At 38.1% G+C, this 15,095-nt stretch carries 6 protein-coding genes; 1 reads left to right on the forward strand and 5 read right to left on the reverse strand.

Translation table 11 applies throughout. The annotated features are described in order from the left end of the window. Window positions 1-34: 34 nt before the first annotated feature. The 3 genes from AABJ51_RS05570 to AABJ51_RS05580 form a co-directional block, all read right to left on the reverse strand. Window positions 35-2,410 (reverse strand): T9SS type A sorting domain-containing protein, encoded by a 2,376-nt coding sequence (locus tag AABJ51_RS05570; RefSeq protein WP_338374709.1) that lies wholly within the window; start codon window positions 2,408-2,410, stop codon window positions 35-37. Window positions 2,411-2,482: 72 nt separating this feature from the next. Beyond that, entirely contained in the window at window positions 2,483-4,111 is a 1,629-nt protein-coding gene (locus AABJ51_RS05575) for a RagB/SusD family nutrient uptake outer membrane protein (RefSeq protein ID WP_338374710.1), read from the reverse strand. A 40-nt stretch (window positions 4,112-4,151) separates the two neighbouring features. After that, a complete protein-coding gene (locus tag AABJ51_RS05580; protein WP_338374711.1) occupies window positions 4,152-7,226 on the reverse strand; it encodes a SusC/RagA family TonB-linked outer membrane protein in 3,075 nt (1,024 codons plus the stop codon). Window positions 7,227-7,574: 348 nt separating this feature from the next. Here AABJ51_RS05580 and AABJ51_RS05585 point away from each other — a divergent pair, with 348 nt between their 5' ends. Next, window positions 7,575-11,552 (forward strand): two-component regulator propeller domain-containing protein, encoded by a 3,978-nt coding sequence (locus AABJ51_RS05585; RefSeq protein WP_338374712.1) that lies wholly within the window; start codon window positions 7,575-7,577, stop codon window positions 11,550-11,552. Window positions 11,553-11,673: 121 nt separating this feature from the next. On the opposite strand, the gene AABJ51_RS05590 is transcribed toward AABJ51_RS05585, so the two are convergent. After that, window positions 11,674-13,671 carry a glycoside hydrolase family 97 protein gene (locus AABJ51_RS05590; protein WP_338374713.1) on the reverse strand — a complete coding sequence of 666 codons (1,998 nt, stop codon included), beginning with the start codon at window positions 13,669-13,671 and terminating at the stop codon, window positions 11,674-11,676. Between the two features lie 10 nt (window positions 13,672-13,681). After that, window positions 13,682-14,923, reverse strand: coding sequence for a glycoside hydrolase family 99 protein (locus AABJ51_RS05595; protein WP_338374714.1), 1,242 nt, complete (start codon window positions 14,921-14,923; stop codon window positions 13,682-13,684). Between the last annotated feature and the right edge of the window lie 172 nt (window positions 14,924-15,095).

Consider the following 15,095-nt stretch of genomic DNA (forward strand, 5'->3'; position numbering starts at 1 on the left):
GTCGGTTTATTAATAGAATCTACTCTCTTTGAGCCTATCTCACAAACTTCGACTGAATGTTTTTACCGCTATCAGTAAAAACATTTAGGATGTAAGCCCCTTTCGGAAAATCCTTTACACTTACAGAATAATTGTCTGTGCTGGTCAAAGTCCGGTTAAGAATCAAAGATCCATGGAGCGAATAAATATTTAAAGATTTCAACATTTCCGTACTTTCTATAATCAGGTTGGAATCAACATCAACAAACGACAACAGATCACCCTGCTTGCAAATGACATCATCTCCGATTCCTGCAATTTCACTTTTCTCTGCACGGAATACCTGAACATCTTTCGGTGCAACAGAATAGGTTATCGATTTATTACTTACAGACGACGTTTTACCACTCCACAACTCTTTCAGTGCGGTATATTTATCAACCTGAGCAGTCAGTCGAGATAAAGGAACAGTACCTTTCAGTTCTTTATCTGCATCAAAATTAAATGCAACAAAATACAAATAGATATCAGTCTCATATACGAAAAAATTTTCCGAACGGTCAGCCGAAACCGCTTTATATCCTTCGACCGGAGCAAACGATTTTCCGATACGGGCTATATCATTTATGTCTTTATTAGTCACAAATTGCTTAGCTTTTACACGTGCTTCATATTCTCCCTGAAAAGAACCTTTCATACTGAAATTATCCCCCAGCATGTATATTCCGGTAATGACTGCTGATGTTACACGTGCCCGGTTAGCCCCCTCTTTATAATCATTCGCCTCCGAAGGTTTATAAAGTAATATGTGATCGGCATCATTAAATGTATACACTCTGTCGAGCCACCACCCAAACGACAAGCTATTGAGCATATATCCGGTTGATCCCCAATCATTTTCATGCATAGCACCCCATGTATCACAGCTTATACGCCTCGAATTGCCGTATTGAGACGGAAACATCGGTGCAATGGACAACGCTGTGAACATGTCTTCGCCGCAAAGACTCATCAAATATGACATTCCTTCGTTATAAGCCTGTACTCCGGTCGTTACCTTGGGATTATAAAACGAATCAGCTTCCAGAGTCGCATTATTGATAAAGTCGAGTTTAATATATTTAAAGCCCAGAGCTTTGAATCGGTTGATATAATGTTCCTGCAGCTTTTTAGTTCCGGGGTGAGTCGGATCTAAAGCCAGCGATGCTATTTTTCGGGGTTGACCGTTACGATACAGATACAGGTCTTTGTATTTCCATTCTCCCGCTGTACCCTCAACATTGCGCTCTCCATCGCCCCACCAATCAGAAAACGGACACCAATAGATACCAGCTTGCTGTCCGTTCTTCGTACAATTTTCAACAAACTTCCTCAACTGGTCATCCGAAAAATTATCCCAGAACGAATCCAAACCTATAAATACGGTATTGTTATTCTGAAAATTATTCGGCTGAAGATCTTTCTTTATAAAATCGGCGACATCAACCGCCCCTTCGTAATTTACCTTTTCGGCCATTGCAGCCCAACTATTCCAACCGAACGGTGTACCAGCCTTCCATTTTCTGGGAGGAGCTATCAAAGCATTGGCTGCACCGTATTCTTCTAAACCTTCACGCCAATCGTCAAATAATCCTAACATTATTTTAGGCGATTTCATACTTTTACCTTTTATGCTCCCATGTATGGCAGAAGGAGTTCCGTTTGTCGGAATATCCCTAGTTAATTCGTGCACCACTCCTCCGTAACATTCAAGTTTAGAGAGATTATTATGATTTTTCACAGTATAAGCAATACCGGTTTTCCATGTGTCATGTTCTACAGATCCTATTACCAATGCTTTGCGGTTACCTCCATTGAAAATAGATGTAACCTCAAACGATACATCGGAAACATTGAAAGGAGATGACAAATACCGTACGAATCCATCATTATCGAAAGGCACTCTCAATATTCTGTTAGCGGCATCCGATGGGAGGAATTCATTATCTGCGGTAGTATAGACAGGTGCAATATAATTGCTCGATGTTTCAGTCTGCGCTAGAATAGATGCTTCGGTCAGCAAATACTGATAACCGGGATAAAAATAAAATGCCTGATCTATCGAGGGCTTGTTACCCTCTCCCGAATAAGTAAAAGTATATTTTTCTCCATTACCGAACTGATCAGAAACAGCTTCTTTTTTCAATACGACAGCAACATAATCGGAACTCTTAATTGTATCATTTACAATTTTTGCTCTCACAGAGACATTCGATAATATAATTTGCCCATTGTATGAATAATCCAAAGCCCTCGTTTTCTCGTTATAGGCTATTTTCCATTTCCCGGAATTGATTTCTTTGGCATCGGCAGCAACCATATTCTGAGATACCAGACACAATCCAATTACGCACAATGACATTATCTTAGAGGTTATAAATAATCTTGACATATCTTTCTTAGAAATATTAGTAGCCTGATATCGAACAATATCCGATATCAGGCTGAGTCACAATTTATTTAATTAGCTATTATACCCAGGGTTTTGATCTTCTAATGTCAGATCCGGATTTTGTCTCAATTCATCTAACGGAATAGGCCACAATAATTTATAAGGCTGTATCTTTTTATTGGGAGCTCCGGCATCCTTCTTATCGCCGAAACTATTAACCCATGTACCTCCAATGAGCCATCTATTTCTCTTTTCAGCATATTCTATCAATAAACCAGTTCTGAGTAAGTCGTACTTACGCCATCCTTCAAAACAAAGTTCACGGATACGTTCATCCATCAGGTTCTTAATAAAATCTTCCTTACCCATACCAGCCGACCATTTTTTGTCAGCCGGCAAAGCTCCGCCGAAAGCCCGTGTACGCACTACATTATTTATCATATTGATAGCTTCGCCTTGCTTACCTGTCATATAAAGACACTCTGCATAATTAAGCACAACATCACTGAAGCGGATAAAAGGAATACTCTTTCCCGAGTGCCATGTATTCTGCCCTTTATCCACAGTACGAGGATCTTCGTATTTTTTGATATGAGGTTCGAGTTCATCTCCCCATCCATAACCAAGTAAATTAGGTTCGTAATTTTTCCATCTGAAATCGATACGAACACTTTCGTCTCTTCGTACGTCTCCTTCTTCCCAAACACCTCCGTCTTTTTGCATTTTATAAGCATATTCGGAAGGAAGCCATGCGTCAAAACCACTCCACGGAGCCATTGCCTCTCCAATATCAGGTGTCATATTAGCTACAGCTCGTGAACCAACTTCCCACTCTGTTCCACAATTGTTAGGCCATCCTACATTGTATTGAAATGCATATACCATTTCTTTGCGGTAATCAGCTGTATTCTCGGAATAGGCATCAAATATTGTTTTGAAATTAGATGAACCGGTTCCTCCGAAATAAGGATTCTCATACACTTTTTTAAAGTATTCGGCTGCTTTTAGATAATCTCTGTAACCTGAAGTTTCGGGAGCATACAGATAAACTTTACCCAGATATGCCTGAGCCAATGATTTACTAACCCGCCCCAAATCGGTAACGTCTTTTGGGTCGGGCAGATATTGTTCCGCAAGAAGCAGATCTTCTACAATATTTGCATAAACAACATCAACCGGCTGACGAAATCCACCGTACTCGGGTTTATCGTCATCATATACCGGAACGGCACCGAAAAGCATGGTAAGTTCCCATAAGCTCTGAGCGCGCAAAAAACAATATTCGCCTAAATAACGTATAAGATCAGGATCTCCCAGACTTACGTTCTTCTTGAGAATGGAAATCGCTTCTGCCGAACGGGAGATTATCTGATAACGATTTGTCCAGATACCTCTGATCTGCCCGTTAGTACTGTTCATACCATCGGAATATTCATCAAGTCCACGCCTTTCGGAGTTCTCACGTTGGATGCCTCCGACAATACCTTCATCGGTACCATAGAATAAATCGGCACGTCCTTTGTGTCCGTCACGCCATATACCGTAAATACCTAACAAGTGTGCATTGGTTAATTTAGGATTCGAAAAAACAGTTGTATTAGGTAATTTCGATTCAGGATCCTGATCCAGAAAATCGGAACAAGATGATGTTAGTAATGCTGTCCCTATTAATAAGGAAAAGACTATTTTATTTATTTTCATATTGAAATCTTTTTTATTTTACTCTGGTTGTGCTTCGTCATTAAAAACCAACATTCAGCCCGAAGGTAAAACTGCGGGATAATGGATAGCCCTGTCCCGATTCGGGATCATATCCTTTGTAAGGTGTGATTGTAAATAAATTATTACCGGAAGCTGTAACACTTATATTGTCAAAGTATTTACCAATCAAATATTTTGGGACTTTATATGTCAAAGACATAGTTGCACAACGCAAGAATGAAGCATTCATCAAACCATAACTTGTTTCACCATAAGAGAAGCGGTTTTGTCCATCACCATGATAAGCACGAGGTATTGAAGTATTGGTATTTTCGGGTGTCCAGCGTTTCAACATGTCTTCATGAGCAGGAGAGATTGTTGCATCACTCATTAGATACTCATAAATCCAGTCAAATTTCTTAATACCATAAGAATAAGTAAATACAGCATCGAAGTAGAAGTCTCTATAATTAAGGTTCGTAGAGAACCCTCCATAAAATTTAGGGTCTGTTTTCCCCAGAATGGTCATATCGTCTTCTGCCGTTATTTTTCCATCCTTGTTGATATCTTCCGGTAATAAATCCCCGGGACGAATTACTTTACCATCAACAATACTTGTCCAGCCATTGACCATTGACATATCCGATTCCTGAGCTAAACGGTTGACTTTATATCCCCATAATGTATTAAGAGACTGACCAACAAAGAGATTACCATCTCGGGATTTGACATTACCGCCATTCCATAAGACATCTACACCGCCAAACAGTTTTTTGATTTTGTTTTTGTCATGTGCAATATTACCGCTCACCGACCAATTCCAATCTTTAGATTTAACCATTTGAGCAGAAACACTAAATTCTATTCCTTTATTTTGCAATTCTGCAACGTTAGCTATCTGGTAACTATATCCGAATGACGGCCAATAGCTCATTTTCATCAGCAAGTCGCTGTTTACCATCGAGAAGTAATCAAGTCCGAGCGTAATACGGTCGTTCCACAGTGTAGCATCTAACCCGAAGTTCCATTGTTTTTGTTTCTCCCAAGTGATGCCTTTATTACCATATCGTCCGTCTTCGGGATCCAATTTGATATCGTTATTCACAAACCCCGGACTGTAAATGGTTGTGTATCCGTATTCGGGTATATTCTGGTTACCTAACACGCCGTATCCGATTCTAAGCTTTAGGATATCCAGCCAGCCCAAATTTGCATTTTTCAGAAACTCCTCCTCTGAGATCGTCCATGCGGCAGAAACAGAAGGGAATGTTCCCCAACGTTGTCCATCGGCAAATTTAGAACTACCGTCGCGACGTACTGTTGCAGTCAACTGATATTTGTATTCATACGAATAATTGGCACGTGCAATATAAGAAATCAGTGTATTGGTTTTATAGTCAGAACTCATGCTGTTCTTCTCTTTATCGCCGGCCATTCCCATATTATTAGAGCCCAAATCATCCGAAGCGAATTTATATCCCGACATACTAATATTATTGCTTAGGGTTTTAGAAATACTGGTACTCACAAAACCAAACAAACGGTGTTTTTTATTAAATGTTTTTTCGTAACTCACCGAATTGTCCCATTGGTAATACTTAGTTTGTCCACGCCATTGCCATCCTTCTCCATCTTTATTATCTCTTACCGACTGCCCTACATAACTAGGTATATACTTACTGTCTTGTTTATTATAAATATCAGCTGATAAAGAAGTACGCACATAAAGGTCTTTTATCGGATTGATTTCGATAAAGTTATTTGTAAGCACCCGATCATGTATCTCTTTACTGTCAATATCTTTCGTCAGTATAGGATTGTATCTACCCATCTGGGCAACCCCCTGAAAATACATATACAAACGATCAGTATCTATATTTTGCATTTTATTACCCAGCAACGCTGTTTCATAAGCATTATCATCGAGACGATTCTTTATCCCGCGAGAGATACTGGTATTAGTACCTATCTTCAACCAAGGTTTAACCTGTGTTTCGAAGTTGATTCTTCCGTTAAATCTTTCATAGGATGATTTATCAAGAACGCCTTGATTGTTTGAATAAGAAAACCCCACGAAGTAAGTCGATTTGTCAGATCCCCCCGAAAAATTCACCGAATGGTTCTGCTCAATTCCGGTACGGGTTATTTCGTCTATCCAGTTAGATGTACGGTCTGCCATTCCGTTTTCCAGTTCTTCGGCCGAAAATACCTTATTTGTACCTAATACATAGTCTTTAATATAAGCATTCCTATCAGCATCGGGATGAGTATCCATATATCCGTTTGCATAAGCATCTATACGAAGATTCATCATATCTTTAGATCCGAGAGTTTTCAAGCGGTTCTGATAACTGCTGAATGTCACAAATCCGCTATAATTTACTTTGCCTTCTCCCTTACGTCCTTTTTTTGTAGTGATGACGATTACACCATTTGATGCTTTTGATCCGTATAGAGCTGTAGAAGATGCATCTTTTAAAACCTCAATCGAGGCTATTTCATTCGGATCAATCAGACGAAGCCCCTCTTCGGCAACAATACCATCTATTACAAATACCGGATTAGTTCCATAGCTGATTGAATTAGTTCCACGTACTTTCATCGAGATATCACTCCCCGGCGCAGCACTTGTCCGCGAAATATTTAACCCGGGAACTTTACCCTGCATTGCGGTAGTCAGATCTGTTGTCGGAATCTCTTTTAGCTGCTCCTGCGAAATACCACCGATAGCGCCTGTCAGGTCACTTTTTTTCATTCGGGTACCCACAACCGTAACCTCACCTATATCGAAAGACTGAGGCAGCAACTGGATTTTTATTGTCGATGAAGTATTACTCACAGCAACTTCCTGAGTTTCATATCCCAGATAAGTTATAACCAGAGTAGTTCCTTTGCCTGCAGTGATCGCAAATTTACCGTCTAAATCGGATAATGTGCCGTTGGTTGTACCTTTCACTGTAACAGATACTCCAGGCAAGGTTTCATTATTCTGCTTATCTATGACCACTCCTTTTATAGAGCTGTTTTGGGCAAGCAATATTCCTCCCGCCATAAAGAATAGAATCAACAAAGAAACTATCCTTTGTTTGTAGTTAATGTTTTTGCTTTGATACATAAATTTTAAAGCTTTTTTTAGATTAAGAAAACATGTTTCATACAAATCGGAACTCTGAAGAATGTGGTATTCCGATACTTTTTCATGGTTATTAGTTTAAATAAAATTCACATGGCTTTTCCTCCTATTTTTTATTTATATTAGATTGGGTCGTTTTAATGACCATAAGGCAAAAGCAAATGTATCTTGTGATTCAGAAATGTTCTATCAAGAACTTATCAAAATATAACAAAGATGTTCTATCAGCATCCACACCAAAAGAAGATGCTACATTTTTGATATTTTGCGGGACATTTGTACAAATTATAATATTTAAATTTGCCTGTATACCGATTATCAAATTCAGCCATGAAACATTTTTATTGTTTTTGTCTATCCTTTTTTCTAATCATCACAACAGCCAGTCCGTTTGGCAATTACTTTGTACATATAAATGGCAAAGACGGGCTATCTCATAATAATGTCAAGTCCATTATTCAGGATAGTTATGGTTTTATGTGGTTCGGCACACGAAATAAACTGAATAGGTACGATGGTACATCTATCAAGATTTTTGATTGTTTTGACTCATCCACTCATAAGCGCAATAATAATATAAGTGCTCTTTTCGAGAATTCAGATCATAAATTATGGGTGGGCACCGATAATGGAGTTTTCATATTCGATCCTATCAGCGAAAGTTTTCATTCTTTTGACAGTAAAACCTCAGATAATCAATATATAGCACAATGGATAGCAGATATACAAAAAGACGATAATAATAATATTTGGATAGTTGTACCTAATCAAGGAGTATTTAAGTTTAATCTTGACTCAAAGATACTGAAATTATACAGTGTAGTAAATAAACTAGCTCCCAGCAAAACCAATCCACAATGTATATCAATCGAAAAAAACGGACGTGTTTGGATTGGTACCAACGGACAGGGTGTATTCCTATATAATGAGAATAAAGACTCTTTCACTCAATACAATGGAAGTAATCAGGGAGGAGAATCTCTGCTGAACAAAAATATTTATACAATGTGCCATATCAATGAAGATCTGATCATTGGTGTACACGAGGGATGCCTGATGAAATTAGATACCAGAAAAAACCATGCTAGCAATATGCATATACCTCAAGTAGATTATAAAATTATCCGAGATATCATACTTTTTGATGACGTACTGTGGATAGGTACTCAAAACGGAATTACCGAAATCAACTTGAAAACAAACAAGATAAAGCAAACTCAAGAAGATCTGATCAATCAGTATTCGTTGTCTGACAATATTATAGAAAAAATATATAAAGACAAAGAAGGAGGAATATGGGTGGGAACCAATTTTGGGGGAGTAAACTATCTACCAAACAGCCATAATAATTTCGAGAAATATCTTCCAAACAGCAGTAGCAGCCTGAACAGTATCTCTAAGCGCATACGAGAAATAGCTGAAGATGCCGACGGCCGGATATGGCTGGGAACAGAAGATGCCGGGGTAATAGCTTTTGATACAGAAAAACAAGAGTTTAAACAGATTACCCACAGCAGCCGAAAAAAGACATTAGCCATGCTGATGAAAGATAACGACTTATGGGTTGGATATTTCAAAGATGGCCTTGATGTTATCAACAAAAAAACAGGAGCTATAAAGCATTATTCGGCCGAGATGCTCGGTATAAACGAAGAAAGCATATACGCTCTTTGTGAAGACCGATATGGAAAGGTTTGGCTGGGTAACGCTTGGGGTGTATTTGTTGCCGAAAAAGGCAGCATGCAATTCAAGCGCATGGATATATTCGGATTATGCTACACCTATAATATAATAGAAGATTCGGAAGGCTTCATATGGGTCGCCTGCTTAGGTTCGGGAGTTTTCCAGTACAATCCTCTGACAAACGAGATCCATCATTATACAAATAACGGCGAAACAAACAGCATCAGTTCTAATGCCGTAAGTAGTATTACAGAAGACCACTCAGGACAAATCTGGTTTTCAACAGACAGAGGTGGAATTTGTAAATTTAACAAGAAACAAAAACAATTCACATCCTATTCTATAAAAGAAGGATTACCAGATGATATTGCATACAAAATACTGGAAGATAAGAACTACAACTTATGGTTCGGAACTAATAAAGGATTGGTCAAATTTAATTCTATAACCCATAACATCAGAGTATATACTCAAAGCGATGGACTATTATCCGAAGAATTTAACTATAACTCGGGCATTGTAAGCCGCTCAGGAAAATTATACCTCGGCAGTATGGAAGGATTAGTAGCTTTTCGTCCTGAAGAATTCAAAGACAATAATTTTGTTCCACCAGTATATATAACCAGATTTTCGATATTTAACAAGGAAGTTAATCACATACCTTCAAGCTCCGAGTCGACAGGTACAAGTATAATACATGCACAAAAATTAGAGCTAAAATACAACCAGTCTAATATCAGCTTCGACTTCGTATCCCTAAGTTATACATCTCCCCAATCAAATATGTACGCTTACAAAATGGAGAATGTTGACAAAGAATGGATCTATACAAAAGACAGCCACAGTGCATCTTATGCTAACCTCAGTCCGGGAACTTATACCTTTAAAGTAAAAGGAAGTAACAATGACGGAGTATGGAATGAAACTGGAGCATCCATTGAAATAGTAATATCTCCGCCTTGGTGGCTTAGCAATATCGCAAGAATCCTTTACATATTATCCACATTTCTAATATTCTATACATGGTGGAGATGGTACAGCAAACGTATAGAAAAAGATGCAACTGAAGCCCGAATTTTGTCCGAAGCAGAAAAAGACAAAGAACTATATAAAGCTAAAGTCAATTTTTTCACGAATATAGCTCACGAAATACGTACTCCCATTACTCTGATAAACGGACCTCTGGAGTCTCTTATCGAATTAAATCTAAAAGATGAAGACGTCAGATACAATTTGTCTATTATAGAACGGAATACTAAACAGCTTCTGGAACTGATCAACCAAATATTAGACTTCCGAAAAATTGACGACAATAAGTTTTACACCTATTTTCAGAATATCAATATAAACCAACTGCTTGACAATATTATAATTCAATTCGAAAAAGAAATAAATCTGAAACAGAAGAAGCTGACCATCAATAAAGATAACAACAACCCTATAATAGCAAGGATAGACAAGGATGCTATATCTAAAATAATCAGCAACCTTTTATCAAATGCGATTAAATATTCGTCCCAAATAATCGCAATTAACTTGTATCAAAATGAAGCTAATGTACAACTCACAATCTTAAATGACGGAACTCCTATTCCCGAGGAGTTCAAGGATAAAATATTTGACCCGTTTTTTCAGGTCAATAATCCGGGTATAAATACATTCGGCTCAGGCATAGGCTTATCTTTAGCAATGTCCTTAGTGAAAATGCACGATGGAACACTTACATACGAGTATGATAACGATCTGAATAAATTCACTTTAAACATTCCCTTAAACTTAATAGAAGAAATTGATACTCCTGCTGAATCTCACATTGTAAATGAAGAGGACCATACCGAAGATGAAATCCGCAAAAGCAGTTCAGCCGAAACTATACTATTAGTCGAAGATCATAAAGAAATGCAGCTTTTTATGTATAATAAACTCCGGAATAACTACAATGTAGAAATTGCTGATAACGGAAAAGAGGCTCAGTTTATACTTAAAAAGAAAAGTATCAATATTATAATCAGCGATATAATGATGCCCGAAATGGATGGCTTTGAACTCTGCAAATACATCAAAAAGAGCAGCGAATACAATCATATTATCGTCATATTACTAACAGCCAAAAACGACTTGAGCAGTAAAATCAAAGGTCTCGAACTCGGTGCTGATGCATACGTCGAAAAACCATTTTCATTTTCATATCTGGAAACTTTGATTATCTCACTCGTCAACAACAAAAAACGGGACATGGAAATATTTCTCAAAAAACCATTCCTGACTATGATACATTCGGGAATGAGCAAGGGTGATGAAATATTCTTAAATAGTATAATCGATATTATAGATAAAAACATAACGGATACAGACCTCAATGTCGAAAAACTTGCCGATCTGATGAAACTCAGTCGCTCGAGCCTTCACCGCAAGCTAAAAGCAGTCACAGATTCGAGTCCTGTTGACTTCATACGTCTTGTACGAATGCAAAAAGCAGCACAGATAATTCAGGATGGCGAACACCGTATCAATGAAGTATGCTACCTTGTAGGAATCAATTCCCCGTCTTATTTTACAAAATTGTTCAGTTCTCAATATGGAATGACTCCTAAAGAATTTGAACGCCAACAGAAAGGTAAATAAGGTCTCGGACCTATTTATTGGCTTTGTAATCATAATATTAACAGCCTATTATAACAAAAAATATAATCTAAAAGAAAAGAAACAAGATTACCTGCGGCATATAACCGCAGGTAATCTAAATTTATAACTTTTCAATGCGCATAGCTGTTCCTCCGCCCGATGCTAATCTCAAATCAAGAATAGTTTCTGAAGTAACTTGCTTCTCTTCAATCTCAACCTCATAGGGATTCTTTTTATAATCGGCGTTATCTCCATCTCTGAATATAACAGCCTTATATTTAACACCTTTATCAAGAAAATTTAAAGACAGGTTAAGATTTCGGCCTTGAGCATTCGTAATACTGCCAACAAACCAATTTTCGCTGTCTCTGTCTTTTCTGGCAATAGTCACATACTCCCCTATCTCCGCATCAGGAACCTCTGTTTTAGACCAATTGACAGGGCAAGAAGTAATGAAACCGAAAGCGGGATTATTCTCATAGTTTTCAATCATATCCGATGCCATCTGAAGCGGACTGTATATTACCACAAACAAAGCCAATTGTTTCGCAAGCGTTGTTTGGACATGAGTTTCAGGATAAACCGGATTCTCGAAATTAAATGTTCCCGGTGTAAAATCCATCGGACCCGCTAATCCTCTGGTAAATGGTATAATAGTAGTATGTTCCGGAGGATTTCCTCCATCCCTTGACCAAGCATCATATTCCTGTCCTCTCAGTCCTTCCTGAGTCATCAGATTAGGCCATGTACGCTGTATTCCCGTAGGCATGGCCGGCTCATGATTGTCTATCATTATATGATACTTAGCTGCCGTTTCTATTACTTTACGGTAATGGCGGACTCCGTATTGACTACTATGACGTTCTTTTCCATCCAATAGAGGATTTACATATCCCGTCTTTACAGTATTTACCCCATACTTTTGATACAAAGCGAATGCACTATCTAGCTGGCTCTCATAGTTTTTTGTCCAACCGCCTGTTTCGTGATGGCCGATCAAATTTACCCCCTTTTGCTTTGCATATTCGGTTATCTTCTTAATATCAAAATCAGGAAAAGGCTTTGTAAATGAAAAGTTATAGCCGTTTTTCACCCAATCTCCATCCCAACCGTAATTCCACCCCTCAACCAATACTCCGGAAAAATGATGCTCGGCTGCAAAATCAATATAGCGCATTGTATTCTGAGTAGTTGCTCCATGCTTAGCTCCCTGCCCCCATGTATATTTTTCCATGTGCATTCCCCACCAGATACCGATATATCTGCCGGGCTTTATCCACGACACATCTTCTATCTTACAAGGTTCATTCAGATTCAGCATCAATCTCGACAAAATCAGGTCTCCCGGTTTATCGGCAATAATCATTGTCCGCCAGGGGGTCACACAGGGAGTTTTCATAAACGCCTTCTCTCCTGTTGACCAAGGCGTAAGATCTGCTTTAAGCCGTGTTGTATGATTTACCGAAGTAAGATTCAAACCTGCGTAATCCGTCAGATTAGCTTCGTGTATAGCAAGATACAAACCGCTTTTCGTTTTCATTGTCAACGGAGTACATACCGTATCTATTTCAGACAAAGCCGACGGTTTATACAGATTTTCGAAATATTGAGTATGATTTGTCGGGATAGACCATGCAGTGGCTTCTTCTTTCAAAGCAAACTCCGTCAGTTCATCCATTATAACAAAATCCTTGAGATTTTCCTGTTCGGGAAAAACATATCTGAATCCTATTCCGTCATTGAAAATACGGAATACAATAGAAAATTGTCTTTTCAATCCATCCGATTCTTCAACATCCACCGACAATTGATTATAAGTATTATCCACAGTGATTTCTTCACCCCATATCTGATCCCATGTTTCGTGAAATTTACTGTGCTTTATATCTTTTATCTTGAGATTCTGATCCAATATTCCCGATTGCAGTTCAAAACCCAAGAAAGATTTATCAAGAACTTGTTGTTTTTGTTTGTTTACAGTATAGTATATTCTTCCGTTTTCTTCACCTACCTGAAGGTGAATACTCCCATCGGGCGAGTTTACCGTCAAATCTTTACTTTCTGCACATGAAGCAAGGCAAAGAAAAACAGGAAGAATATACATCAATAAGTATTTCATAATCTATTATTTATTTGATTTCTATTTCGTTCAACAATGATCGGGCTTTATCTTCCTGCAAAGACACTAAATAATAAAAAGCCTGAGTCAGCTTATTCTGAATCTTCGCATCATTCGGATATGCCTTTCTGAGAGTATATAATTTATATATATTTTCAAGGATTTCTGTATTATACTTCAATCCGGCAAAAGATTGCAACGAATTCAGAAATGTATATTTAAACTCTACAGTAGGTTCTATCATAGTTCCCTCACCAAAGTCATTCCATGTGATAAGCTGTAGATAATCTACTTTATTATCTTTTGCCATATTTAGAAGGTTACGGAATGTATCGCCATTGGCATATCCTATTTTACCCAATGGATTTTCACCCCATCCTCCATCTTTGTAAAAGGCATCAAATCCGGGATATGCACCTCCAATAAATAAGTCGTACTTACCCTTATCGGCGTATTTGGTTTCCATAGAAGTTGCATCAACCCAGATATATTCACCGGATGAGTTTTTATGAGTATCGTCATTAACAGCACCTGCGGAATGACCATACAGGGTTATAAACTCGGGGTTCGTCTTTAAATCCGCAAATATGGAAGTCCAATCTTGGGGTTTCTTAATTTCCTGTGGTCCAAAGATCATCAGTAACGGTTTCTGCCCTACCTTGATATAGTTCTCTTTCGAAAAAAAATTTGTTTCGAGATACTTCATATCGGCTTTTGCCTGAGTTACTTTTTCGGCATCCTGCAAATTTTCACGCAGAGTCTGGTCTTCATATACTATTGCAAAATCAAGCCCCACTTTGTCCAATGCTTTTACTACCGCTTCGGTATTCTTTCGGTTGGAAGCATAGTCCCATAAATCACGTGTGCCGTACCAATCGATAAGTATACCGTCAATGCCTGAATACTTCATCAACAGCAAATGATATTCAATCACATCCTGATCGCTCGATGCATAAGGTCCTATCAACGGATAATAAAATGAAGCGATCTGCCGTTTTCCATCAGATGAAACCTCATCGGGATTTTTATTAGCCATCGTCCAATGCTGTCCCCAAGTTCCGTTATTTGTCTCTTTCGATTCGAACCAAGGCATATAATGAACATACAATTTCATCGGATTGGTCTTCGAAACAGGAACCGGACTGAACTCCTCTACCTTATCATTTTTTATTATGGGCAGATCGTCTCTTCCATCACATCCGCTTAAGAAAAGAGGTATTCCGGATAATAGTAAAAAGATAATTTTTTTCATACAAATTTCATCTTAAGGTCTCAGACCTATTCTTATTTTGATAAATATTTTCAATCGGATTTATCCAAAAAAAGTTACAAAAGTTACATATTTCAGGTACACTTTTAGGTTAATACTTTTACCTTTAAGCCAGATAGCCGGTCTTGTAGGGGCGAATTGAAAGTCGCCCCTG

The organism is Indolivaga capnocytophagoides, from assembly GCF_036511535.1.
Classification (GTDB): Bacteria; Bacteroidota; Bacteroidia; order Bacteroidales; family Dysgonomonadaceae; genus Dysgonomonas_A; species Dysgonomonas_A capnocytophagoides.